The sequence below is a fragment of the Bacillus sp. MD-5 genome (assembly GCF_002201875.1).
GTDB lineage: Bacteria > Bacillota > Bacilli > Bacillales > Bacillaceae > Bacillus > Bacillus stercoris.
This window is the reverse complement of record NZ_CP021911.1, coordinates 1,186,013-1,209,026: the sequence shown is the minus strand read 5'-3', so window position 1 is coordinate 1,209,026 and position 23,014 is coordinate 1,186,013. Positions and strand designations below refer to the sequence as shown.

Genomic DNA, 23,014 nt, shown 5'->3' with positions numbered 1-23,014 from the left:
GAGGTATAAACATGAAAACCGCGGGATTGAGTATGATCTGCGCAGGATTAGCTTTTCTTTTGCTGAGCTTTCTTCTCTCTGAATCGACGTTGGCATGGGGAGTTGTACTGGGTGCCAGTATTCTATTAAACGTCACTGGTACAGCAGTGATCATGCGTTTCTTAAAAGCCCCCCAATATAACAGCTGACATACGGCAAAGCCTAAGACGAAAACGGTTAGGCTTTGCCGTTTTTCTTTCAGCGTGAGTGAACCGAAGTGCAAGCCCGAAATCTCTTCTTCCTTCTCTTATTCCATATATCTATTCGCATTTTTCACTTTGATCGACAGAACATAAAAAAACCCCTGTCCGTTAAGAACAGAGGTTTTAAGGTTATGACATGTGCTGGTCTCTATAGAGTCTTTTATTTTCAATCCCGTACGATTTCTGTACGATGTAAAGCGGCCGGTCTTTGGCTTCATCATAGATTCTGCCGATATATTCGCCGATCATGCCGAGAATCAGAAGGACAATGCCGCTGAACAGGAGCTGGATCACAATAAGTGATGACCAGCCGGTAATCGTGCTGTCTGTGAACAGCTTCAAATACAGTACGATAAACATATACAGAAATCCTGCGCCTGACATTAAGACCCCGACATAGCTTGCCAGCTTCAGCGGTTTATGTGAAAATGTTGTAATGCCGTCCATTGAAAGCTTCAGCATTTTCTTAAGCGGGTATTTCGTTTCTCCAGCAAGCCTTTCATCACGTACATACTCAACTGCCGTTTGTTTGAAGCCTACCCAGCTGACGAGTCCTCGGACAAAAGGGTTTTTTTCCTTTAATTTTTTCATTTCATCACAGACTTTTCTGTCCATGAGGCGGAAATCCCCGGTATCAATCGGGATATCAATATCTGTCATGCTGCTGAGAAGCCGGTAAAACATGGCCGCTGTCTGTTTTTTGAAAAAGGTTTCCCCTTTTCGTTTTGTACGTACGGCGTATACGACCTCATAGCCTTCCTTCCACTTTTCAATCATGTCTAAAATTAACTCAGGAGGGTCCTGCAAATCGGCGTCAATGACGGCGATGGCATTCCCCTGTGCATAATCCATACCCGCTGTAATGGCGATCTGGTGCCCAAAATTCCTTGAAAAGTCTATAATCTTTACTCTCGGATCGATCAGGCTGTACTCTCTTAAAATCTCAATACTGCGATCTTTGCTGCCATCATTGACGAAAAGCAGCTCGTAGTTTTCCTTCGTTTGATCCATGACCTCTTTTAAGCGCTGATAGGTTTCATGAATGACAAGCTCTTCGTTATACACAGGTACAACAATTGAATATTGAATATGTCTGCTCATGTTTTTTCCTCCTATTCATCAGCATTTAGTTCGTATAATGTTGCTGACTGGTTCATTTCGCCAGGTCCGCCGCCCATTTTGCCGGTTTGGCCTGAAGCCTTGCTGTTGCTTGATGTATCAGCTGCAGTATCTTCTTGATCAGAACTTGATTGCCATTTTTCTGATGCTACTTCTTTTCCATTTTTCTCAACCCATTCGACAATGTCATTGTTTCCGCCTTTCCCCATTCCTGAAGCCAAGAAGTATTTCACTTTTCCTTCTTTTACGAGCTTTTTAAATTGAGTCAGCGTGATCGCCGGGTCAGAACCGCTGTATCCGCCAATAGCCATGACAGCTTTTTTCGTTTTAATGATATATGGCGCCGCTGTGTTCGAATCGGTTGTGGCGAATAGGTATTCAGCTCCGGCGTTATTCTCCTCTAAATATTTGATCAGTTTTTCATTTACAGTCGCATCAGACATTCCCATGCCTTTTCCGCTCATTGATGCGAGCTGAGGGCCTGTTTCAGGCAGTGAACTGTTGCCACCGTACAATAGCGGTGTGCTTGCCCAATATATCGGCATCACCAGCAATGCGAGAAGAGCTACAAGCGAAGTATAATAACTGATCGGTTTTTGGCGCTGTTTGAACAGCAGCAAAGCAATCGCTGACAACACGCCTATAACCCCTACCCCGATACTCCATCCAACACCGATTTGATCGTTGTAGTTTCTGAGAATAAACAATTCAAATCCAGTTGTCGCAATGATTGCGCCTGGCAGAAGCCATGATTTCCAGCCTGTCTGATTGCGGTACAGATGAACAAGGGCAACCCACCCCGCACCGACAAGAGCCGCAATCGGCGGTGCCAGCATGATGAGATAATAATGATGGAAAAATTCTGCGACACTGAAGAATCCGGCAATCGGTACAAGCCACGCTACCCAGAACACCGTTTCCTTCTGCTCTATAGATAATCTTCTTCTTTCTCTCGCGCCAGCGATCAGTAAGCCTGCGATTCCAAAAATCGCAAATGGCAGAAGCCAGCTGATTTGATCAGATAACTCTGTTTGGAAAAGCCGCAGTGGACCAGGTGTTCCCGTTCCAAACATTCCTGAACCTGATTGCATTTTTGAGCCGGTTCCTGTTCCGCCTTTCCCTCCGTCTCCGCCAGGTCCTCCTTGGCCGCCATCTCCACCGCTTGGAGGTCCTCCTTGACCGCCGTTTGGCATTTCTCCTCCGCTTGGCATTTGGCCATTGGATGGAGGTGCCGCCATATTTCCATTTGAGGATTTGTCATCACTTGATGACTGATTAGGCGGTGCTTGAGTGTTATCAGAAGAAGACATTTCTTTTGAAGCGTCTTTGTTTGGCGCACCCTGGCCGCTGCCGGAATTTTGGCCTGTCAGCCGCTGGATTCCGTTATAACCAAAAGCCAATTCCAGCACAGAGTTGGTTTGGCTGCTTCCGATATAAGGCCGCTTGCTTGCAGGGATATTGTCAACAATGAGCGGCCACGATAACGAAACGGCTGCTAATACGGCTAACGCACTTACCAGCGAAATGATTTTTTTCTTGATTGTGGCGTTTGCCGCAATCAGATAGAACAATAAGAAAGCCGGTAAAATCATGTAAGCCTGCAGCATTTTTGTATTGAAACCTACTCCAACAACGAAAAACGCTGCTAACAACCAGATCAGCTTTCCTTTTCTGATCGCTTTAAAGAGAAGCCATGTAGCAAGCAATAAGAAAAATACCAGTAATGCATCAACATTGTTTGTACGGGCCACAGCCACCGCGATCGGTGTACATGCCATGATGAAAGAGGCAATTCTTGCTGCCGTCTTACCGAATGTCGGTTTTATTAACAGATACATTAAAAGGACAGAACCTACACCAGCAAGTGCCTGAGGCAGGATGACGCTCCACCCGTGCATACCGAATATAAGTGCGCTGATGGTTTGTATCTGGAACGTAATAGGCGGTTTATCAACCGTTATAAACCCCGCCGCGTCGAATGAGGCATAGAAAAAATTATGAAAGCTTTGCATCATACTTGTGACTGCAGCGGTGTAGTAAGGATTCACCGTATCATCATTCCAGATGTTATAGATATTTAAGAATGCAGATGCGAGCAAAATGAGGATGAGGACGATATCCAGCTCGCGTTTTTTCTTTTCCACGTGTTTTTCACTCCTTTTTGTCTAACTTGGAAATAGTGTAACAAGCAAATATGAATAAACTATTAATAAACAAAGACAATATTTTTGCCGAGACCATTTGATGCCAATCATCCTAGATACAGCTGGTCTCAAGCCATTTCTCCCAACCGTAATCTGATATTTCCTTCCAATGGGTGATGCTGTTTTACCAAAATAAAAAAGCCCTCCGGCGGCGCCGGAAGGCAGATGAATCATAAATTATTGGATCGGTTTCAATTTCGCTTCAATTTCAGCTCTTCGATGCTCAAGATACGGCGGAAGAGCGATCGTTTGGCCAAGCTCATCAAGATTTTCATCTACCATAAAGCCCGGTCCGTCTGTTGATAACTCGAACAAAATGCCGTTCGGTTCTCTGAAATACAGCGCCTTGAAATAGTAGCGCTCAACAATGCCAGAATTGCTAAAGCCTTCCCGGCTGATGATCTGATGCCACCCGGCAAGTTCTTCTTCATCTCTTACCCGAAATGCGACGTGGTGAACACTTCCTTTGCCTTGGCGCTCGCGCGGAAGATCGTTTCTTTCTATTAAATGGATTTCCGTTGCCGCACCGCCTTCACCTGATTCCAAAATAACAGCGGTTCCTTGTCCTCCAACTGGTTCACGGCTGATTTCTGTAAATCCAAGAATATTCGTCAGCACGTGTAAGGTTGGTTCGGCATATGGCACAGTCAGTTCAACCGGCCCTAATCCGCGAAACGAAAATTCTTCCGGAATGCCGCTCTGTTTAACAGGCAGACCATATCCTTTTCCTTTCTCATCAGCAGTCAGCACAAGCCGCTGCCCTTCATGATCTTGGAATGCCAATATGTCACGTCCGGCTCTTTTTGAGATACCGCTGTGTACCACTTCGTGCTCTTCAAAACGTTCTTTCCAGTAATGCAGAGCTTCTGTACTTGGGACGCGCAACCCAATAGAAGAAATACTGTTTGTTCCCGCATGAAATGGTGCAATGCGAGGAATCTCGAAAAACGTCAGCTCAGTTCCCGGATTTGCCACTTCATCTCCGTAGAACAGATGGTACATTGTCGGTTCATCCTGGTTGACGGATTTTTTGACGAGCTTTAATCCTAATACTTTCTTATAGAAATCCAAGTTTTTTTGTGCGTCGGCCGTTAATGCCGATACATGGTGAATGCCGTTGACTTTCATATGCTGTCCCTCCAGGTTATTTTATCTCGATTTCGAGATATCATATCATAGTTATCTATTTATTGTTCTAATAACAAGGTATTTTATTCGCAAGGGAAAGTCAACATATCAGCTTCACCGACGGTTCGTTCATTTTCTGACTTCTGCCTCTCCTCTGATCCGTCTAAAATTCCTCTGCAGAAAACACGAACTTTATAAAAAGAAATAATGCGATTCATTCGTTTATAGATTGTTAAAAGAGACGTTTCACCGTTTTTTAAACAGAACGAAAAGCAAATATCGAAAATCAGAAAATTTATTTTATTTCACTTTTCTAAAATAGGGTTTACAATATGAAAAAAAGATTCTTCATCATGAAGCTTCAACACCATAGGAGGTTACGGACATGCATACTGAAGACAACGGTTTGAAAAAAGAGATAGGCCTCTTATTTGCCCTTACTCTTGTCATCGGAACCATTATCGGCTCTGGTGTTTTTATGAAGCCCGGCGCTGTGCTCTCTTATTCTGGTGATTCAAAAACCGCGCTTTTCGCCTGGCTGTTAGGCGGTATTTTAACACTGGCGGGCGGTTTGACAATCGCGGAAATCGGAACGCAGATTCCAAAAACCGGCGGGCTTTATACGTACCTTGAAGAAGTGTATGGCGAATTTTGGGGATTTTTGTGCGGCTGGGTGCAGATTATCATTTACGGTCCGGCGATTATAGCCGCGCTGGGTTTATATTTTGGCTCTTTAATGGCGAATCTTTTCGGCTGGGGATCTGGATTGTCAAAAGCAATCGGAATTATAGCAGTTCTCTTTTTATGCGTCATTAATATAATCGGTACAAAATACGGCGGCTTTGTCCAAACGCTGACAACGATCGGTAAACTGATTCCGATTGCATGCATCATCATCTTCGGCCTTTGGAAAGGTGATCAGCACATCTTCACAGCAGTAAACGAAAGTATTTCCGATATGAACTTCGGAGCGGCCATTTTGGCTACACTATTTGCGTACGACGGATGGATTCTTCTGGCCGCTCTCGGCGGAGAAATGAAAAATCCCGAAAAGCTGCTGCCACGCGCAATGACGGGCGGATTATTAATCGTAACAGCCATCTATATTTTCATTAACTTTGCATTGCTTCACATCCTGTCTGCGAACGAAATTGTCACACTTGGCGAAAATGCGACAAGCACTGCTGCCACCATGCTGTTCGGTTCAATTGGCGGAAAGCTGATCAGTGTCGGAATTATCGTCAGCATCTTTGGATGTTTAAATGGAAAAGTACTTTCTTTTCCGCGTGTTTCATTTGCAATGGCAGAACGCAAACAGCTTCCATTTGCTGATAAGCTTTCACATGTACACCCGACATTCCGCACACCATGGATCGCGATTTCCTTCCAGATTGCTTTGGCTTTGATTATGATGCTGATCAGCAACCCGGATAAGCTCTCTGAAATCTCTATTTTTATGATCTACATTTTTTATGTGATGGCCTTTTTTGCAGTGTTTATTCTCCGCAAGCGAACAAAGGGAGAAAAGCGCGCCTACAGTGTTCCGCTTTATCCATTCATGCCGATTTTGGCCATCGCAGGCTCCTTCTTTGTATTAGGCAGCACACTCATTACAGATACAATGAGCTGCGGATTATCCATCCTCATCGGCCTTGCCGGACTGCCTGTTTATTACTGGATGAAAAAACGAAAAGCAAGCTGATAAAACGGTTCCCTTGTTTAGGGAACCGTTTTTTGGTGAAACAGAAGATAAAAGTTGACAGGAAAAACACAACTTTTGATATACTTTTTACGTTAAGCAGAAAGATTTTGCAAACTTGGGTCGGTTTTTTGAATCGAAGTAGGTCAAAATAAGGGGACATGATTTGCAGAAAAAGTCAAGCCGTGTTTTTTTCGACTTTACCTGTTTTTTTTCGACAAAAGGCTATATAATAATTTGATGTGTGCATTGTCTCATTCAAACTATGGAGGGTTTTTAATGATAAGAAGAAAAAAAGATAAGTTCTCACTCCTTTTAACAGAAATTGCAAAGAACATAGACGAAACTGCCGAATATTTTGTGAATTTTAAGGTCACAAACCAAACGACGCTTAAAGAATTCGCAGATACGTTAAAGGAATATGAAACAAAAGGTGACAATCATGTTCATGTCATGATTAAAGAGCTTAACAAAGCGTTCATCACTCCTATTGAACGCGAAGATATCCTTCAGCTGACAAACAGCCTGGATGATGTGCTTGACGGAATCGAACATTTCTCTGCCATGATGGAGATTTTCTCAATTACCTCATCTGACGAGCATATTGATAAATTCAGCGGATACATCAGAGAATGTACGAAAGAAATTTTAATTACAATTGAACTGCTGGCAGAAAACCGGTTAAAGGATATTCAGCCTCACGCTATCAAAATTAAAGAGTATGAGCACAGCTGTGACAACCTGCACAGAAAATCATTAAAGAATCTTTTCGGAAATGAAACAGATCCGATTAAAGTTATTCAATATCGTGAAATTTATGAAACGCTTGAAGAAATTGCCGACTCTTGCCAAAGTGTTGCCAATAATCTTGAAACCATCATTATGAAAAACGCGTAACGAGGGGTAAAAATGGATATTCTATTCATATTAACAATACTAATAGTCATTTGTGCTCTGGCGTTTGATTTCATCAATGGGTTTCATGATACGGCGAACGCTATTGCGACTTCGGTATCAACAAAAGCGCTGAAACCGCGCCATGCCATTATCATGGCGGCTGTAATGAATTTTATCGGAGCAATGACATTTACAGGTGTTGCCAAAACCATTACGAAAGACATTGTAGATCCTTATACTCTGGAAAATGGCTCTGTCGTAATTCTGGCCGCGCTAGTCGCTGCGATTGCCTGGAACCTTATCACATGGTACTACGGCATCCCAAGCAGCTCGTCCCATGCCATCATTGGAGCTATTGCCGGAGCAGCCGTTGCGGCAGCCGGATTTACTGCGTTAAATTATAAAGGCTTCATTAAAATCATTGAAGCATTGATCTTTTCACCGATTATCGCTTTTGTCCTTGGTTTTATTTTATACAGTATCGTCAAGCTGATTTTCAAAGACAGCAATTTGGCGAAAACAAACAAGCAATTCCGCAGAGTGCAGATTGTAACAGCTGCCCTGCAATCGTATACGCACGGAACAAACGATGCGCAAAAAGCAATGGGAATTATCACAATGGCTCTCATCACAGCGAATTTACATACTTCTTCTAACGATATTCCTACCTGGGTGCAATTCGCCTGCGCGACAGCCATGGGTCTAGGAACATCAATCGGCGGCTGGAAAATCATCAAAACCGTTGGCGGAAAGATCATGAAAATTCGCCCGGTAAACGGGGTTTCCGCTGACTTAACCGGGGCAGCCATTATTTTCGGCGCTACATTTATTCATTTGCCGGTCAGTACAACCCACGTCATTTCTTCATCAATTCTTGGCGTCGGTGCGTCACACCGGGTAAAAGGCGTAAACTGGGGTACGGCCAAGCGAATGCTCATTACATGGGTCATTACGCTTCCGATTTCAGCGACACTTGGTGCCATCGCCTACTTTATTTTAAATATGATTTTTTAATGTCACACCGCTTCTGTCAAAGGAGCGGTTTTTTTGATGGAAGAGGAAAACCATCCGGATCTCTCGAATACAATAAGCAGAACCTATTTCAGATGTGAGGGAGTCGAGTATGGTTTTATTCTTTCAGATCATGGTCTGGTGCATTGTGGCTGGACTGGGGTTATACGTGTATGCCACGTGGCGTTTCGAATCGAAGGTCAAAGAAAAAATGTCCGCCATCCGGAAAACATGGTATTTGCTGTTTGTTCTGGGCGCTATGGTATACTGGACATATGAGCCCACTTCCCTATTTACCCACTGGGATCGGTATCTCATTGTCGCAGTCAGCTTTGCTTTGATTGATGCTTTCATCTTCTTAAGTGCATACGTCAAAAAACTGGCTGGCAGCGAGCTTGAAACAGACACAAGAGAAATTCTTGAAGAAAACAACGAAATGCTCCACATGTATCTCAATCGGCTGAAAACATACCAATACCTATTGAAAAACGAACCGATCCATGTTTATTATGGAAGTATAGATGCTTATGCTGAAGGCATTGATAAGCTGCTGAAAACCTATGCTGATAAAATGAACTTAACGGCTTCTCTTTGCCAATATTCGACACAGGCTGATAAAGACCGGTTAACCGAGCATATGGATGATCCGGCAGATGTACAAACACGGCTCGATCGAAAGGATGTTTATTACGACCAATACGGAAAAATGGTTCTCATCCCTTTTACCATCGAGACAAAGAACTATGTCATCAAGCTGACGTCTGACAGCATTGTCACGGAATTCGATTATTTGCTATTTACGTCATTAACAAGCATATATGATTTGGTGCTGCCAATTGAGGAGGAAGGTGAAGGATAATGGAACGTGCGTTTCAAAACGGATGCGAGCCCAGAGCGGCCAAACCGTTTAAAATCCTGAAAAAACGTTCAACCACCAGTGTCGCAAGCTATCAAGTCAGTCCGCACACAGCGAGAATCTTCAAAGAAAACGAACGGCTGATTGACGAGTATAAACGAAAAAAAGCATGATCACACTAAAAGGACAAGAGAAAACAGCTCTTGTCCTTATTCCTTTTCTTAATGGGTTACATATAATAAATACAAACAGAGGATAATGTCAGGTGATACAGTGAAAAAATTGGTGAGGCGTGTGAAGTTTGTTGATTACGGTAAGTTTGGGCTTTCCGGGTACTCGCTTCGGGTGAGGGAGCGCAGTGCAGGAATTTTAAAAAAGTTAAAGAAGAAAAAATAAATCCCGGAACCAGCTCCGGGATTTTTATGGTCTGTGATCAGCTTAATTGCGCTGCGATCTTGGCTTTCGTCGCAGGTCCGTAAATACCGTCAGCAGTCAGACCGTTAACAGACTGAAAACGTGCTACTGCGTCAGCTGTTTTCGGGCTGTAAATGCCGTCAATTCCGTTGTTGACAGCGCCTTTATCAGGGTAAAAATACAGAGCCGCAAGTGCTCGTTGCACCTGAAAGACGTGTTCTCCTGAGGTATAAGGTGTTGTCAATTGAATGATACCATCAGGGAGCGGATAGAGCTCTGGTTCTTCAGCGGACGATGGCGCACTTACAATTAATACTTGACCAACCTGAATAAGATTCGGGTCTTCGATATTGTTCCACTCTTGCAGCTGAGCAACCGTAACACCGAATGCTCTCGCTATCGATGTGAGTGTGTCACCTTGTTTCACGACGTAAGTTTGGCTGCCGCCTCCCCCAATTCCTGCTTTGAACGAATCCCACGTATCTAACAATTTTCGCGGACATTCCTTCCCTGACCAATACTTATGAGGGACGACATTGGCAAGACTGATATTATGTTCAGCCATTAATGTTTTGATGAGCCACTGGGCATTTGCTGTTGCTTTTGCAAAATCTCCATCAGCATTTTCGCAAATTTCAATACCGATAGAAGCCCGGTTGCCGCTGCCATTTCCGTCTCCCGCATGCCAGCCGTTTTCATTCAAAGGCAGATGCTGATAAATTTCTGTATCATCAACTGTAAAATGCCAGCTTGTCGTCGTATCAGGATTTTTCAAATAGCGGGCATGGGCCGCAGCATCCGCCCCTACTGCAGTATTCGCTGTATTGTGCACCGTAATGTAAAGCGGCGTCATTGCGTAGCCTGGACGGTTATTTGCGCCAACCGGAATAAAGTCTTGGATAATGTTAACCATTTTCATCTCTCCTTATTTTGTCAGATTATTGTCTCTTAACAAGTCGCGCTGCTTTTTCCCTTTTTCTGTTACATAGTTGTTTTTAAACCAAGCGGCAAGTGTCGTTCCAATTGTAAAGGCAATGGAACCGGCTGAATAAAGAGCGTCAGCGAGCTGATTGACCTGCTCCTCCTGAATGTCCAATGGTGATTTGCCGAGCATCAACATGGTCTGATTGATTAAAGCAATTAAAAGAAGCACCGTCCTGATGACCGTGCCTTTGTCAAACGTGTTCATGAAAATCCCCCTTTAATGCTGCAGCAGGCTGTACATAATGGCGATGGCTCCGCCAATGATGCCTGTAGACACTGCTGTAATGATGGCACCTGTGATGGTGCGTTTGATCCACGTTGTGTTTTCTTCAATTTTGTTTAATTTTTCGTTCAGCGTCATGATTTGCTGGTCTTGACGGTCAGACACGCGTTCTAATGCGGAAACCCTCTGCTCAAGCGCTTTGTGCTCGCCTTTCATGTCTGCTAAATCCTGCTGAAACACATTCACATCTGCCTCTTGCTGCATTACTTACTCCTCCTTCACATGCAGATCACCTCCCTTCCGAGGGCCAAAACTGTTATGAAACAGCGGTCCCTTTTACCGAAAGAGTACCGCCGGTGACACTGACGATCTCCATGATGATCTCCTTAAACCCTTTAATATCAAAGGCCCACGCCTCAGCTTTTCCTAATGTACTCAATGCAGAGCTGGAATCATCAGTTTTCACGCCTCTGATCGGTAGTTTCTGTCCTGACACCGATTTTCCCCAAAATTTGACTTCGCTCATTTCCGCTGTGCCGTATACTTCAACGAGTAAATGCCCGGCACCGTCAACAGGTAAAGCAGCACCCTCGCCGGCGGACTCTGCATTTTCATGAAAGACAAAGTCAAATGTTTTGCGAGACTCCACTTTCAACCGTCCATCGTGTATTTGATTCTCCTGAAAGTCAATCTGCAAAGGCGTATTTCCTTTGACACGCACATCCATCTCACCAGCACCGACTGATTGGTATAATACAAACTCTGATTGCTGAAGATTCCCGTTCACATAGCGGAAGCGGTAATAGCGTTTAGAAAGGTATACCCAGTCCGTCGCTGTCAGGACACCTGCTGCGACATTAACGGATGCTGTCGTCGTCCAAACATTGTTGTTGTCACTTTCTTCTATAAAGAGCGTACCTTCACGATCTGCATACGCCCAGCCCTTCACTTTCGAAATCAGAACTGCGCCAAGCCTGTCCTGCCCGAGCTGGCTGTATGCCTCAGTCGCCTTTAAGGAAGCATTTGTTAAAACCTCCGCTACACCCGACAAATTCGAAACAGGTGTCACAAAATCATTTTTTCCTCCTCGATAGGGCTTTACAGCTCCTGCTTTTCCAGTCTTATCGAGAGGAAATTCATATTGATACTTCACCATTTTCATCCTCCTTTGATTTAAAAAAAGGCAAAATAAAAAAGCCTTTACATGGCTTTACCGGTAATTTCTTTATACTGATCAGCTGTAATCAGCTTTTTGTTCACACCTTCTGCAAGATCCTCAATAGAACAGTCTTCATATGCTAAGGCCTGTTTCACCATATCCATTGTCGCCCACTCATAATAGAGGGCAAGCACCCAATAATTCATTCAGCATGATCTCCTTTCAAAGAAAGTATGGAAAGCTTTATATCTGCCAGCTCGCTTCCCAACGTTTTGTTCAACTCTTCAAGCTGCTTGCGCGCCAGCTTCTCCTGCGACAACTCCTGAGCGAGGAGCTCCACCTGATCAGGCGGCTCGTACGGCGGGTTTTTTTGCAGCTCCTCCCACCAGGATTCGAGTTCTTTTTGCGTTGGGATGGGGGCGCGCAGGTTCCATTTTTCAATATAAGAACCATTACCGTCATTCCTCAGCTCAAAATCCATTCTCGGCACAGCGTCAGGGTATTTGTACATGATTGCGTCGTATAAGATCATAAAGGTACCTCCTAAACTCTCGGATAATTTCTTCCGCCAAGCTCCAGAACATCAAAATAATTGAGAACTCCATTCGAATCTGTAACATATCGTGTTATATCCCCGGAATAACCAACATAAACATAAATTTCAACATAATCTCCTGCATCAAGCGGAACTGTAACAGATCCAGTAACAGTTGCATTAAACTCATTATCACTGTTATTGGAAGGGGTAGGCATTCTAAATTGATTCATTAATTTATACTTTGTGCCGTTTACATAAACATATAATTCAAAATTGGAGTATCGTTCAGTATTCTGTATATATAAACTAGCACTGACTAGATGCATTCCTGCATGGCTGGCTACAAACCTATTGTTTTTTGTATCAAACAATTTATGGCTATCTTTTATAATACGGTTATATTTAATTTTGTTATTTTCTCCTTTAATCAGAGCTTGACGCCCAGTAGTCCCAATATTAGCATGAGCAAATCCTGATATCTTTTGCCACGCAGTCCAGCCTGAACCACTCCACCAGTGACGAACCCACGTTCCAGTACTATCAATATAACTATTTGATTCATTTCCTGTACCGTAAAAATATTGAGTAAATCTATAATCATGATATTTCTCATTTTTGACGATTCCATAACCTAGCGGATAACCAGTTGTATTACCTTGCCCAATATCCATTAAAGTTAACCCCGGAGGATATTCATTCCCTCCAGTTCTTGCGTCTTGAATTGCACTAGAGCCTGTAAGTACAGTTAACTTTTGATTTGTATAATTTGTGTCAACATAGTTTTTAGCATCAGCCAGCGCTTTATCTGCTTTGGTTTGAGCACTTGCCTCAGTCTCGATCTTATTCCAACCTTTAAACACGCCGTCTGTATGGATCGTTGCCGTCCAATAGGTTCCGTCATAACTTTTAGAGGCCAAAATTGTTTTTCGCCCGCCACTCCCTGTTTCGATTACATCATAGTTATACCATGATCCATCTCCTGAAACAGGATTGTTTATTATGACATTCCCTAATGCATAATAAAAGCCAGATGGCAGCGTTAATAAGTCAGTTCCATCTGGGATTTTAGTTCGGCAGCCTTGAGTATCAGTTAATTTATATAATTGTGCATTATTCCATTTGTCTTTATCAGATTGTGTTACATGGATATCTGTTTTATTGGCATGTTCATCTATCTTTGACTGCGCCTCCGTTGCAGACTCCATTTGATACCAATTGATCGCATTATCGTTAGCGTTATAGAAAAACCACCAAGCGTTACCTCCCTCATCCACAGCATACCCAATGCCTATTCCTAGCTGACCGACCAATTGCATACCACGAAGACTTGTGTTTGACGGGTTATCTGTGACCGCGTTCGTTCCATAGAAAGTAACAGTCCCAACATCTTTGAGCGAATCATAAAAAGATCCAGATGACAGGTTAATCTTTTGTGTCCCGTTATCGGCAGTTACTTTAAATAACTGTCCCGAATTCCATTTGTCTTTATCGCTTTTATTTACATGTATTTCAGTTTTTTCTTCATGGCTCCTCACCTTAAATTGAGCGCCTTCTGAAGTTTCTAATTGAACCCAATCAGTCCAGCCGGAATCATTCAGCGTTTTTCGCCATGTACCTCCTTCATAATCCATTGCCAAAGCTTCTCCATAAGATTTGTAGCCAATATACAATCCTCTAGTGGCAAACGGTGGGGTATTGATTCCCGTCTTATCAGTATAAAAGAAAAAGGTTTGATCCAATTCTTCCACAACCTTGTGAAAATCCAGACCGTTTTGGATGCTTGCTAGATATTTTCCTTTTTCATCAGTTAACTTAGTTAATTGTGCGTTGTTCCACTTTGTTCTCTCACTGGATGAAATGTGTATGGTTTCATCTGAAATATGCTTGTCAAAATCCTTCTTAGCCGCCTGCTGCACATTGTCCACGTTCCCCAGCCCGATTTGCGCCTTTGTTGTGTTGTGGGGGTTGTTCATGTCGTTTTTGTGAGCGGCCAGGTCTGTGTGGGCGTCTTTTATGCCTTTTTCCCAGCGGTTGACGTCGTCTTCGTTGATGGGGTCGTCCGGAAGCCAGTCTGTTTTTTCTTCGTATGCCATGTTTACACCACCTCAAAAGTAAATCTGAAATCGAGTGTTCTGTTTTCGCTGACGTCCAGGTCAGTCTTTCTCTCTGTGATCACATTGCCCTGCTCGTCAAAAATTTGGACCGTTTCGATATGCTTAATGTCTTCCTCACGCTTTGTCAGGACGGTGACTGTCGCTCCGTCAATGGTGAGTTCTACTATTTCTGTTTTTTGGCCGTTGAGCAGCACGTGATCAATTCTGCTTTTCAGATCTGCCGCTGTACGTTCTCTGTATATGGTTGAAATCAAGTTAAAACCACCTCATTGTTGTTAAGGGTGACAGAATAACCGACCTTCATCTCACTGGCTGTTCGGTATCTGCGGTGATTCAGGATGACTGTGTCTTTGATGTGTAGCGTCTCGTTTAATCCGCCTCTGAGCGTATACGCCAAATGAGCAGGCTTCATGTTTTCTATCGCTTCGATCAGCTCATTCATGTGCTGAAGGTCATCAACATTGATATCCACGTTAAAGCGGTATTCACCGGGGAGCAGACGGACCTGTGCAGACGGGTTTTTCAAGAAACGATTTACCGCCTGCTCAATGGCCTTGTAAGTGATTGGCGGGATGTTCGACATTTTGGAAATGAGCCGCAATCGTCTGATCTCATCTGTGTCGCCTGATTCACGCGGGACGTTTAAAATCTTTTCCCAGCGACTGAGCCCCCATGTCGCCGTCGGCACGAATAGCTGATCCGTCAGATCAAATATGCTGTTATTCTGTTTATCAAACTCAGGCGCTTCCGCTTTCAGCAGCTCAGCCATTTCTTTAAGGCTGGTGAGAAACGGCGGCAGATAAGCTCTCATGTCATCTTTTTTGCTCAATAATCTTCACCTGCCCAAGCTTAGGAATTTCCACGTCGCTCAGCACCAGATTTTCAGACGTGCCGTTGATTTGAATATTGGAGTAGTCACTGACTGACGGCGAATTATAGACAATATTGTTAATTTGAGAAAGACGGATGACGTTGTCTTCAAACGCCATTTTCTTAAAGAGATTTAAAACGCCTTCCTCAATTTCTGACTTCACTTCATCAATTGAGTGATTGATCTCTGGCAGCACCTCGGCAGAAATCTCAACTTCCTTCCAGACCGCGCTTTCCACTGTGACTACGGCTCCGATTGGCGCCTGTCCCTCTCCCTGCCCTGGTTCAGGGTCGATATAATCTTTCACTTTTTGAATTAAAATAGGAGAAGCGGGCTCAAGATTCGCATTCGTGACGACAATTTTAACCGTGCCGTCACCGTTCCAAAGCGGGAAGATCTTTGCCTTCCCCACACCGTCCACTTCTTCAGCCCACTCCTTATAATGCATTTTATTGGCACTGACAGCCTCCCGACGAACCCTTGTAAAATACCGTTCCCGCAGGCTGTCATCTCCTTCTTCCTCGCGTCCCGGAATTAGGATTTCTTTGACAATGGCCGTTTCTAAACCGGGAATGGTATCCAATGATAGTAAATTGCGCCCGGTCAGATTCGCATTTCCCGCTTCACCAGGTGTTTCACAGATGAGCGTCCCGTCTGCCGTATATTGAAAATAAAGATTATCGACGTAAAAGCGGGAGCCGACAGGAATAGTAACTCCAGATGTAAACTCTCCCGCTCTGACCGCCTTTGTCGCGGCTGTCCTTTCAATTCCCGCTTCCGCTGCACGCCTGTCTAAAAATTCGCCTTGTGCGGTATCAGAAAAAACTAGCTCAAGCACAGTATCCAGCCATATATAAGACTTCGCAAGCTCGGCCGCCGCCGGGGCTAACGCATTATAAATGACGCTGCCTTCTCTTGTGTCAATATCTGCGGAAATGCTGTTCAGCATACGCTCCATAATCGCTTCAAAAGTCTGATCTTCAAACATCTTCGCCAATCACCTCCTCAATCTCAAGCGTTCCTTCATCCGTCTCCACCACGAAGGACACATGAAACGCATCGCCTTGTTTTTCAATCTCAAAATCTGTTACAGCCGATATCCGGTCATCATAAACCAGCGCCTCTTCTATCAGTCTCGGGATCTCCATCTTTTTATACGCATCAGTCGTTTCATAATCTGTCAGCACGTCCTGAAGCTCATTTCCGACATTATGGCTGTATACGGAATACGCGTAGCGTTCTGTCTGTAAGGCGATATAGACGAATTGCCTGATCGCTTCAAGACCGGTAATCAGCTCATTCGTAATTCTTCCATTTTCAAAATCTATTTTGTACGTTTGCGAGGTTTCAATGACTTCGCTCTCATCTTCAAAATCCTCAAACTCTACTTCTGGTGTCAGGGCCATGATGCCCACTCCTTTTTACAAGCTAAATAAAAAAACGCTTCGATCGAAGCGGTTTGTCTATACTTTATCTAAAATAAAAAACGATTGACCGCCAGTCAGAGCCGCGGTCATGACGCGATCCCCCGGCTCGAGTGCATCGTCTCCTCCGGATTTCATCCGTTTTGGGATAATGATGGCGTCTTCCGGTATGATCAGTTTGCTGTTTTCTTTTAATTTGATTTCCACAGGAGAAATCGAAACGACCTCAGCCGGGAGCAGTTCCACCGGAGACTCAGCATCAACTGCGCCAACAGCCAACTGTTTTATAGCCTCACTTAATCTCATCAGGATACTCCTTCCGGCATCGTATTCTTTTCGACAACATCGATTGTCATCGTATGTTTCGTTCCTTTAAATTCATGCCGGTCCGTATCTACCCAATAGGTTTTCTTGATGCCGGCCTCCGGAATAGAAATATAGACGGGCAAGCCGCTCTGCACTTCCGGGATGCCCACTGCCTGAATATTTTTCAGTTCTTTTTTCACGCCCTTTTTTTCAGCTAGGCGTACATCTGCCCGCTGCTGAAGCTGTGCCTGGTTGATGTCATCTGTGACCGTTTCTGTATATTGAAGCACACCGTATTTATTTAAGCCTGAACTGTCCTTGGCAGAGGCTTTATATGTTTTATTGTCCTTCTGCCGGCGAAGCACCACCCGAGTAGCAGTGTCGTTTATAGAAGTGCTGTATTGGTAACCCGTAATATTGACACCCGTTTCAAGCACCCATACCTCTGAAGGATCTGGCCACGCACGCAGGCCGAGCTTTCCTTTTTCCGAATACAGCTGGTAATGTCGCCCTGTCTGGCTTTTCGTCTGTTTCAGCGCTTTTAATATGATGTCATACAATGTCGTATCATTTTTAATGACAAGACTTTTGATCGTGTGGCCTGTGTTTGCGATCGAGGCTGTCGGTATCTGAAAATCATTGGCAATCCTTCTGATGATCTGGTCGGCCCGCTGATTGGAAAACACGTACATATCCTGGTTTTTGACCAGGTACTGAAGCATATCATATGCGCTGAAGGCAAGCGTATGCTCGTCCGGGGTTCTTGCAAAAACAATGCCCCGAAAAAGCTCTTTTCCCTTCCATTTAAACAAGACCGTATCTCCTTCTGAGACACTGTAATACGTCTGGTCGCCCTGTTTGGTGACGATGGTCGCTTCAATGGAGCGCGGCGCCTGATAACGATGGCCTTCAAGCGATACGCTTTCTGCCACCAGCTCAAGCCACTCTGTGTCTTTAATGACGAACAGTTCTATCATCATACATCACCTGTTTCATTGCGGTATCTTTAACTTTTGGCCGGGAAATATCCAGTGGCCCGGCTGCCTGATGTTCCGTTTGCTTCGTTTGATCATTGCTGTTTTATTGGCGTTCCAAATTTTGCGCCATTGCGTGCTGTTCCCGTAAAATCTGCCGGCAATGTCCCACAGCGTGTCTCCCTTTTTCACTGTGTAGGTTTTCGGGGAAGCCTTCGACGGGCGTTTTGCCTTTGTTTTTTTCTTCCGCTTGATTTTTCGGGGGGAAGCGGTTTTGTATTCTTTTAATTGAATATCAAAAGAACGATCACCTATATCCTGCTGGCCTTCGCTATAGGAAAAACCTTCAATGCTGCAAGTCAGATTCACTTTGGTTCCGGTAATCAAAAACTGGATCGGTTTTTTTGCCTTCATCCATTTTTCAATTTTTGTTATCGCATTTTCCGGCGACGGGAAGTTTTGATATTCTGCTATCGGACTGTATTTCTTCGGAAAAAAAGAAGAGAACGAAATTTCTTTCGCTCCCTGTTCGTCAATAAATGTAAGGTCACCGAACTTGGCTACCTTAACCGTTTCATTTTGAACTGTATTTGAAATACTTATCTGGTCGGGAAGAACGGGGAGCCGCAGCTTGTCCTTCCCTTGTGAAATCCAAAATTCATATACGGATTTAGTCAAATGCAACGACTCCCTTCGTTCCAATATTGATATCCTTTTGCAGTTCATCTATAAGCGCCTGCTTGATCTTCGCCGCTAGGCTTTCGGCGTCTTGTCCATTATGGAAGTGCTGGTCACCGTTAAATTGAATATAAATCTCTTTTGATCCAGAAACCCTTGCGGTTGGCCGGTTAGCCGAGGTAACAGCTGAAACTTGTCCTGAAGAAAGCTCAGACTGCTGGGATTGAGACGGATCTGTCACTTCCATACCAAGAGCCTGTGCCGCTCTCTGAAGAAGGTAGCGACCGCGGATGCCCCGTTCCTCTGGGATGATCCATTCCCGCTTGTTTCCTTCACCGACACGGGCAATTTGTTCTTTCGTGATCAGCCCACCGTTGGCATAACCGACATAAGGACCGCCACGTTTCAGGCTTTTAATGCCAGGTACATTATCAATTGAGCCGTATCTGCTTTTGATATAGCCGATAGCGGCAGCAGCGTTGTGAATCGGATTTCTAATGTTACCCATGCCCGGTGCTTTATGAGCATTAAATGTGGTCGGAACTGTCTGCATGAGTCCTTGTGATGGATTTCCCGCCTTCGCGTTGCTATCCCACAGGTTAATAGAGTTCGGGTTGCCCCCTGATTCATACTGTGCAATCGTCATTAATCCCGAGAGCCAGCTCAATGGTGTCTTTGTGGCCATCATTGCTGCCATAAGCCACTGTTTCACATTTCCCCCTACTGCACCCATTCCGGAATAAGCAGCTGCCAGTGAACCGGCTTGCTTTTCAGCGTATTTTTTCACATCGACAGAATCCAACCCTTTTACGACACCAACAGAGGCAAAGCGGCCGAGACTCATCATAACTCGAGAAGGCGAATGGATATCTAATTCTTCACGGAAAGCCTGCTCCACTTTTTTCGCGAGTTCCTTGGCGGCTTCATGGACTTCACTTGTCTTTGAAGTCATACCTGAAACAAAATTCCCGATCATTCCGGTTCCCCAGCCGTTTGATGATTCTTTAGACTTCAAAAACGGCTTATTCACATGAGTATTTACATACTGATCAGTGCCAGTTTGAGAACTATTTTGACCGGAAGCAAACCCTTTGATCGTTCCAGTTCCCCATGAAGAGGATTTATTTATGGTGTTCTGGAATGGTGTTTTGACTTTCGTCTGCAGGAAGCCATCTGTGCCGGTGGCTGTACTATCCTGGCCGTTGGCATAGCCATTGACAACTTGTTTTCCGTAATTCGGAGAGTAGGAGATCAAATTATTCATAGGCTGGCCAACATTTTTCTGTTTCCAAGCGTCCATCGAAACGACTTTATCCTCAATACCCTGATCAAAGCCCTGCGTGAACTGTTGGCCGAAAGAAGAAGCCTGTTCATTAAGACTCGAAGTATCAACGGTAGGAGATACTGTAGCGGTGACTGATGCTGCGCCAGCTAGAGGTGAAACAGCTGTTTCTCCACCTACTGAGGAAGCAGAAGCCATGTCATCAACAACTCTCATCCCCAGTTTTGAAGCAGCCTGAGAAAGAAGCATTTTTCCGCGGCCCTTGTTGTTATCAACAGGGATCACAAACTCTTTCCCCGCTTCACCAATCCATGAAATGGTTGGTTTCGTAATATAACCACCCGTCGCCTTCTTTTCAAAAACGTTTTTTTGTTTAGGAAAAATACTTGTTGGCCCTGATGACTGAGACTGGACAAGACCAGCAATTCCTCCACCACCGTTAGAATTTTTACCGGATGAAGACTTACCGGATTCCTTTGTTGTTAATCCAGTAGCTTCCTCACCTCTACCGATAAGGTTATTTATGAACCGTCCTCCAACGCCGGCCAATTCTTGGAGTTTAATGACCCATGCAAAAGTATCTTGGAATTTCTCCTTAATTCCGTCAGCTATACCACCTAACGGATCACCTACATTTTCTTGGAACCAGTTCTCAATACCTTTCCAAGCGTCTTTAACTGCTGTTATAGCTGATTCAAATTTTTCCGAAATGGATTTTTTGGCATCTTCCACTTTTGAGACAATTGGATTCCAAACATTTTCACTGAACCATGACGAAACTGCACTCCACTTGTCAGATATCCACGTCCATGCTTCGTTGATCTTCGTCCAAATCCAATTTGCTACGTTACTAACAGCTGTACTGATTGGGTTCCAGACGTTGTCATAAAACCAAGTTGCCACCTGAAGCCATTTTAATTGGATCCAGATTCGCGCATAATCAATATGTGCTTGGATCCAGCCGGCAACAATTGCAACTGCATCACTAATGGGATTCCAAACATTATCCATGAACCAAGTGGAGACAGTGGACCATGTGTCTGAGATCCAAGTCCAAGCGTCATTTATTTTTGTCCAAATCCAATCAGCAGCATCAGTGACACCGTCAACTAGTGGATTCCAGACATTATCTATGAACCAAGTTGAAACAATACTCCAGAGAGCTTGGATACCATCCCAGGCAAATAAAAAGGCACCTACCACTAAATTTATGATCGGAACTGCCGTGTTATAAATAGGTGTCCATACGTTATCCACAAACCAGGATGACACGTCATTCCAGGTATCAGTCAGCCATTTCTTAGCATCCTCGAATTTTTCAGTGATCTTATCAATCTTATCTCCGGCCCAATCACTAACGGGAGTCCAGACATTATCCATAAACCAACCTGAAAAATCAGACCAAGTATCTTTGATCCAATCGACAGCATCTGCTGCACCGTCCTGAATTCCATCCCATGCTTTTGAAGCGCCTCCATCATCAAACCACTTGCCAATAGAGGATCCTAAATCAGAACCCCCGATGCCGCCTGCGATACTACCGACAACTCCACCAACAGCAGTGCCGACAACTGGGACAACAGAACCAATGGCTGCTCCCGCGGCTCCACCAGCAGCAGCTCCGCCAAGATTCCCGGCAAAGGAACCAATTTTTTCACCTGCATTTTCTTTGTTCATCCCGAGCAAATCGGTTGCCGCTAATGCAGTTCCCAAAAGAGGGATACCTTTCGCAAATTTCCCCAAACCTTTTAAAGGCGTTAAAACTTTCCCCCATTTTGATGAGTCGGTGGCAGCAGACCTCATACCTCCAAGCCAGTTTCTGAACTTAGAACCAGAATTTCTTCCGCTTGTGGCACTTTCTCCTGATGCACCGCTCTGACGTCTTCGTAATACCTCTCCTGGAACTCTCAGTGTTCGTCCTGAATTCCTTGCACTTGTCGGACTTTTTCTTTTTTTATATCTTTTGTTGGCTTTGCTTCCAGAGCTATTACCTCCGCACCCACAGCAGCAGCAACAGCACCTCTGCCCTGTCTTGCGTTTATCAACTTTATCATTAATCTGCGTATTCCCAGGCGCAGTATTTGCTTCATTATCATTTTTTTTCAATCCAAGAATTTTTTCAAATAACGAGTCAAGAATCGTTTCTATCACTTTATCTTTAAAAGCTGTTCCAAAGTCTTCTAATGTTTGCATAAACCAATTCTTTTTTTCTTCCGGTTTCTTCTCGTTTATCTTATCAGCAGCTAATTTTTCATTAGCGATAATATTAACTGTATATGTTTTTTCAAAATCTCTTAAAAGAGCTGTAATTCGATTAGCGTTTTTTGTTATTTCATCCATCACTTTTAATTTAACTGTATACGTTTTTTCAAAATCACTTAAAAGGGCTGTAATTCGATTAACAGTTTTTGTTATTTCATCAATCACTTTTAATTTAACTGAATACCCATTTTTAAGGTTCTTTTGCAAATATCCCAATATTCGTTTTATAGCTGGGGTGATTTGATCATTCACAAAAAGACCAACAGAAAACTGATTTCTGCTCAACATTTTCCCTATTTTTTTATAAGCATCTGTTACATGTTCAATTAGACTTACAGTAATGTTTCTTTCTTTCGGGAGCCGTTTCAGCTTATGCTCAATAACATCAAGTCCGGCAGTAGCCTGATCATCAAGAACCACTTTAACTTCAAGTGATTTTGCGAATTTCAAAACAATATAGTCATTGATCTTTCTCAATCTGTAAAAGGCTTGATCCTCTGCCTTAATACTGATTTTGATTTGTCGATTAATGGTTTTCACCTTTTTCTCAACCATTTGAAACCCGTTATGAATTCGTTTTAACTTTTTAGAAACTTTATCTTCCAGGTCAAAACGAGCTGTCAATTTAG

25 protein-coding genes and 1 pseudogene are annotated in these 23,014 nt (G+C 43.8%); 7 read left to right on the top strand and 19 right to left on the bottom strand.

What is annotated here, in order from left to right:
- The first annotated feature begins 11 nt into the window (after positions 1 to 11).
- Positions 12 to 188 (top strand): hypothetical protein, encoded by a 177-nt coding sequence (locus CDO84_RS21550; RefSeq protein WP_052438167.1) that lies wholly within the window; start codon positions 12 to 14, stop codon positions 186 to 188.
- A 183-nt stretch (positions 189 to 371) separates the two neighbouring features.
- On the opposite strand, the gene CDO84_RS06045 is transcribed toward CDO84_RS21550, so the two are convergent.
- From CDO84_RS06045 to CDO84_RS06035, 4 genes and pseudogenes are all read right to left on the bottom strand, one after another.
- Entirely contained in the window at positions 372 to 1,343 is a 972-nt protein-coding gene (locus CDO84_RS06045; protein WP_014663672.1) for a glycosyltransferase family 2 protein, read from the bottom strand.
- A gap of 11 nt (positions 1,344 to 1,354) precedes the next feature.
- Positions 1,355 to 3,505 (bottom strand): glycosyltransferase family 39 protein, encoded by a 2,151-nt coding sequence (locus CDO84_RS06040; protein ID WP_040083353.1) that lies wholly within the window; start codon positions 3,503 to 3,505, stop codon positions 1,355 to 1,357.
- 7 nt (positions 3,506 to 3,512) lie between these two features.
- A pseudogene (locus CDO84_RS21345) lies at positions 3,513 to 3,658 on the bottom strand (hypothetical protein).
- An 84-nt stretch (positions 3,659 to 3,742) separates the two neighbouring features.
- A complete protein-coding gene (locus CDO84_RS06035) occupies positions 3,743 to 4,693 on the bottom strand; it encodes a ring-cleaving dioxygenase (protein ID WP_040083354.1) in 951 nt (316 codons plus the stop codon).
- 385 nt (positions 4,694 to 5,078) lie between these two features.
- Between CDO84_RS06035 and steT the strand changes: the two genes are divergently transcribed.
- The 6 genes from steT (at position 5,079) to spoIISC (ending at position 9,552) form a co-directional block, all read left to right on the top strand.
- The gene (steT, locus tag CDO84_RS06030) at positions 5,079 to 6,395 is read left to right on the top strand and encodes a serine/threonine exchanger (RefSeq protein WP_040083355.1); all 1,317 of its coding nucleotides are present in this window, start codon (positions 5,079 to 5,081) and stop codon (positions 6,393 to 6,395) included.
- A gap of 276 nt (positions 6,396 to 6,671) precedes the next feature.
- Positions 6,672 to 7,289: a DUF47 domain-containing protein gene (locus CDO84_RS06025; protein WP_040083356.1), complete on the top strand. Its 618-nt coding sequence runs from the start codon at positions 6,672 to 6,674 to the stop codon at positions 7,287 to 7,289.
- A 12-nt stretch (positions 7,290 to 7,301) separates the two neighbouring features.
- Entirely contained in the window at positions 7,302 to 8,303 is a 1,002-nt protein-coding gene (locus CDO84_RS06020) for an inorganic phosphate transporter (RefSeq protein ID WP_014663667.1), read from the top strand.
- A gap of 109 nt (positions 8,304 to 8,412) precedes the next feature.
- Positions 8,413 to 9,159 carry a toxin-antitoxin-antitoxin system toxin SpoIISA gene (spoIISA, locus tag CDO84_RS06015; protein ID WP_040083357.1) on the top strand — a complete coding sequence of 249 codons (747 nt, stop codon included), beginning with the start codon at positions 8,413 to 8,415 and terminating at the stop codon, positions 9,157 to 9,159.
- Positions 9,159 to 9,329, top strand: coding sequence for a three component toxin-antitoxin-antitoxin system antitoxin SpoIISB (gene spoIISB / locus CDO84_RS06010; RefSeq protein ID WP_003239095.1), 171 nt, complete (start codon positions 9,159 to 9,161; stop codon positions 9,327 to 9,329). Before spoIISA ends, spoIISB begins: the two co-directional genes overlap by 1 nt.
- 85 nt (positions 9,330 to 9,414) lie before the next feature.
- Positions 9,415 to 9,552 carry a three component toxin-antitoxin-antitoxin system antitoxin SpoIISC gene (gene spoIISC, locus CDO84_RS21340; protein ID WP_136654612.1) on the top strand — a complete coding sequence of 46 codons (138 nt, stop codon included), beginning with the start codon at positions 9,415 to 9,417 and terminating at the stop codon, positions 9,550 to 9,552.
- Positions 9,553 to 9,589: 37 nt separating this feature from the next.
- Here spoIISC and CDO84_RS06005 read toward each other — a convergent pair whose 3' ends face one another.
- From CDO84_RS06005 to CDO84_RS05935, 15 genes are read right to left on the bottom strand one after another with little or no spacing between them, the layout of a single operon-like run.
- Positions 9,590 to 10,483: an N-acetylmuramoyl-L-alanine amidase gene (locus CDO84_RS06005; RefSeq protein WP_040083358.1), complete on the bottom strand. Its 894-nt coding sequence runs from the start codon at positions 10,481 to 10,483 to the stop codon at positions 9,590 to 9,592.
- 12 nt (positions 10,484 to 10,495) lie between these two features.
- Complete coding sequence (locus CDO84_RS06000) at positions 10,496 to 10,759, bottom strand: phage holin (RefSeq protein ID WP_003232653.1); 264 nt, start codon at positions 10,757 to 10,759, stop codon at positions 10,496 to 10,498.
- A gap of 12 nt (positions 10,760 to 10,771) precedes the next feature.
- Positions 10,772 to 11,041 (bottom strand): hemolysin XhlA family protein, encoded by a 270-nt coding sequence (locus CDO84_RS05995; protein WP_003232655.1) that lies wholly within the window; start codon positions 11,039 to 11,041, stop codon positions 10,772 to 10,774.
- Positions 11,042 to 11,093: 52 nt separating this feature from the next.
- Positions 11,094 to 11,933, bottom strand: coding sequence for a phage-like element PBSX protein XepA (gene xepA / locus CDO84_RS05990; RefSeq protein ID WP_040083359.1), 840 nt, complete (start codon positions 11,931 to 11,933; stop codon positions 11,094 to 11,096).
- A gap of 44 nt (positions 11,934 to 11,977) precedes the next feature.
- Entirely contained in the window at positions 11,978 to 12,142 is a 165-nt protein-coding gene (locus CDO84_RS05985; RefSeq protein WP_040083360.1) for an XkdX family protein, read from the bottom strand.
- Positions 12,139 to 12,468: an XkdW family protein gene (locus CDO84_RS05980; protein WP_040083361.1), complete on the bottom strand. Its 330-nt coding sequence runs from the start codon at positions 12,466 to 12,468 to the stop codon at positions 12,139 to 12,141. The genes CDO84_RS05985 and CDO84_RS05980 overlap by 4 nt, the downstream gene beginning before the upstream one ends.
- Before the next feature lie 11 nt (positions 12,469 to 12,479).
- The gene (locus CDO84_RS05975) at positions 12,480 to 14,567 is read right to left on the bottom strand and encodes a hypothetical protein (RefSeq protein ID WP_040083362.1); all 2,088 of its coding nucleotides are present in this window, start codon (positions 14,565 to 14,567) and stop codon (positions 12,480 to 12,482) included.
- Between the two features lie 2 nt (positions 14,568 to 14,569).
- A complete protein-coding gene (locus tag CDO84_RS05970; protein ID WP_014663660.1) occupies positions 14,570 to 14,842 on the bottom strand; it encodes a hypothetical protein in 273 nt (90 codons plus the stop codon).
- Complete coding sequence (locus CDO84_RS05965) at positions 14,839 to 15,417, bottom strand: YmfQ family protein (protein ID WP_040083363.1); 579 nt, start codon at positions 15,415 to 15,417, stop codon at positions 14,839 to 14,841. The genes CDO84_RS05970 and CDO84_RS05965 overlap by 4 nt, the downstream gene beginning before the upstream one ends.
- The gene (locus CDO84_RS05960; protein WP_014663658.1) at positions 15,401 to 16,447 is read right to left on the bottom strand and encodes a baseplate J/gp47 family protein; all 1,047 of its coding nucleotides are present in this window, start codon (positions 16,445 to 16,447) and stop codon (positions 15,401 to 15,403) included. The genes CDO84_RS05965 and CDO84_RS05960 overlap by 17 nt, the downstream gene beginning before the upstream one ends.
- A complete protein-coding gene (locus CDO84_RS05955; protein ID WP_040083364.1) occupies positions 16,440 to 16,865 on the bottom strand; it encodes a DUF2634 domain-containing protein in 426 nt (141 codons plus the stop codon). The genes CDO84_RS05960 and CDO84_RS05955 overlap by 8 nt, the downstream gene beginning before the upstream one ends.
- A gap of 57 nt (positions 16,866 to 16,922) precedes the next feature.
- On the bottom strand, positions 16,923 to 17,189 hold the full coding sequence (locus CDO84_RS05950; protein WP_040083365.1) for a DUF2577 family protein: 267 nt from the start codon (positions 17,187 to 17,189) through the stop codon (positions 16,923 to 16,925).
- A complete protein-coding gene (locus CDO84_RS05945) occupies positions 17,189 to 18,166 on the bottom strand; it encodes an XkdQ/YqbQ family protein (RefSeq protein WP_040083366.1) in 978 nt (325 codons plus the stop codon). The genes CDO84_RS05950 and CDO84_RS05945 overlap by 1 nt, the downstream gene beginning before the upstream one ends.
- Before the next feature lie 15 nt (positions 18,167 to 18,181).
- Positions 18,182 to 18,841, bottom strand: coding sequence for a LysM peptidoglycan-binding domain-containing protein (locus CDO84_RS05940; protein WP_040083367.1), 660 nt, complete (start codon positions 18,839 to 18,841; stop codon positions 18,182 to 18,184).
- Positions 18,834 to 23,009, bottom strand: a complete 4,176-nt coding sequence (locus tag CDO84_RS05935) for a transglycosylase SLT domain-containing protein (RefSeq protein ID WP_040083368.1) — start codon at positions 23,007 to 23,009, stop codon at positions 18,834 to 18,836. The genes CDO84_RS05940 and CDO84_RS05935 overlap by 8 nt, the downstream gene beginning before the upstream one ends.
- Positions 23,010 to 23,014: the final 5 nt, after the last annotated feature.

What these genes read in the sequence shown, in the direction of transcription:
- CDO84_RS06020 (WP_014663667.1), top strand. Translation starts at nt 7,302, where the DNA reads ATGGATATTCTATTCATATTAACAATACTAATAGTCATTTGTGCTCTG.
- CDO84_RS06025 (WP_040083356.1), top strand. Translation starts at nt 6,672, where the DNA reads ATGATAAGAAGAAAAAAAGATAAGTTCTCACTCCTTTTAACAGAAATT.
- CDO84_RS05975 (WP_040083362.1), bottom strand. Translation starts at nt 14,567, where the DNA reads ATGGCATACGAAGAAAAAACAGACTGGCTTCCGGACGACCCCATCAAC.
- CDO84_RS21550 (WP_052438167.1), top strand. Translation starts at nt 12, where the DNA reads ATGAAAACCGCGGGATTGAGTATGATCTGCGCAGGATTAGCTTTTCTT.
- steT (WP_040083355.1), top strand. Translation starts at nt 5,079, where the DNA reads ATGCATACTGAAGACAACGGTTTGAAAAAAGAGATAGGCCTCTTATTT.
- CDO84_RS05980 (WP_040083361.1), bottom strand. Translation starts at nt 12,468, where the DNA reads ATGATCTTATACGACGCAATCATGTACAAATACCCTGACGCTGTGCCG.
- CDO84_RS05950 (WP_040083365.1), bottom strand. Translation starts at nt 17,189, where the DNA reads ATGAGATTAAGTGAGGCTATAAAACAGTTGGCTGTTGGCGCAGTTGAT.
- CDO84_RS05985 (WP_040083360.1), bottom strand. Translation starts at nt 12,142, where the DNA reads ATGAATTATTGGGTGCTTGCCCTCTATTATGAGTGGGCGACAATGGAT.
- CDO84_RS06005 (WP_040083358.1), bottom strand. Translation starts at nt 10,483, where the DNA reads ATGGTTAACATTATCCAAGACTTTATTCCGGTTGGCGCAAATAACCGT.
- CDO84_RS05945 (WP_040083366.1), bottom strand. Translation starts at nt 18,166, where the DNA reads ATGATAGAACTGTTCGTCATTAAAGACACAGAGTGGCTTGAGCTGGTG.
- spoIISC (WP_136654612.1), top strand. Translation starts at nt 9,415, where the DNA reads ATGTCAGGTGATACAGTGAAAAAATTGGTGAGGCGTGTGAAGTTTGTT.
- CDO84_RS06045 (WP_014663672.1), bottom strand. Translation starts at nt 1,343, where the DNA reads ATGAGCAGACATATTCAATATTCAATTGTTGTACCTGTGTATAACGAA.
- xepA (WP_040083359.1), bottom strand. Translation starts at nt 11,933, where the DNA reads ATGGTGAAGTATCAATATGAATTTCCTCTCGATAAGACTGGAAAAGCA.
- CDO84_RS05960 (WP_014663658.1), bottom strand. Translation starts at nt 16,447, where the DNA reads ATGTTTGAAGATCAGACTTTTGAAGCGATTATGGAGCGTATGCTGAAC.
- spoIISA (WP_040083357.1), top strand. Translation starts at nt 8,413, where the DNA reads ATGGTTTTATTCTTTCAGATCATGGTCTGGTGCATTGTGGCTGGACTG.
- CDO84_RS05995 (WP_003232655.1), bottom strand. Translation starts at nt 11,041, where the DNA reads ATGCAGCAAGAGGCAGATGTGAATGTGTTTCAGCAGGATTTAGCAGAC.
- spoIISB (WP_003239095.1), top strand. Translation starts at nt 9,159, where the DNA reads ATGGAACGTGCGTTTCAAAACGGATGCGAGCCCAGAGCGGCCAAACCG.
- CDO84_RS06000 (WP_003232653.1), bottom strand. Translation starts at nt 10,759, where the DNA reads ATGAACACGTTTGACAAAGGCACGGTCATCAGGACGGTGCTTCTTTTA.
- CDO84_RS05955 (WP_040083364.1), bottom strand. Translation starts at nt 16,865, where the DNA reads ATGGCCCTGACACCAGAAGTAGAGTTTGAGGATTTTGAAGATGAGAGC.
- CDO84_RS06035 (WP_040083354.1), bottom strand. Translation starts at nt 4,693, where the DNA reads ATGAAAGTCAACGGCATTCACCATGTATCGGCATTAACGGCCGACGCA.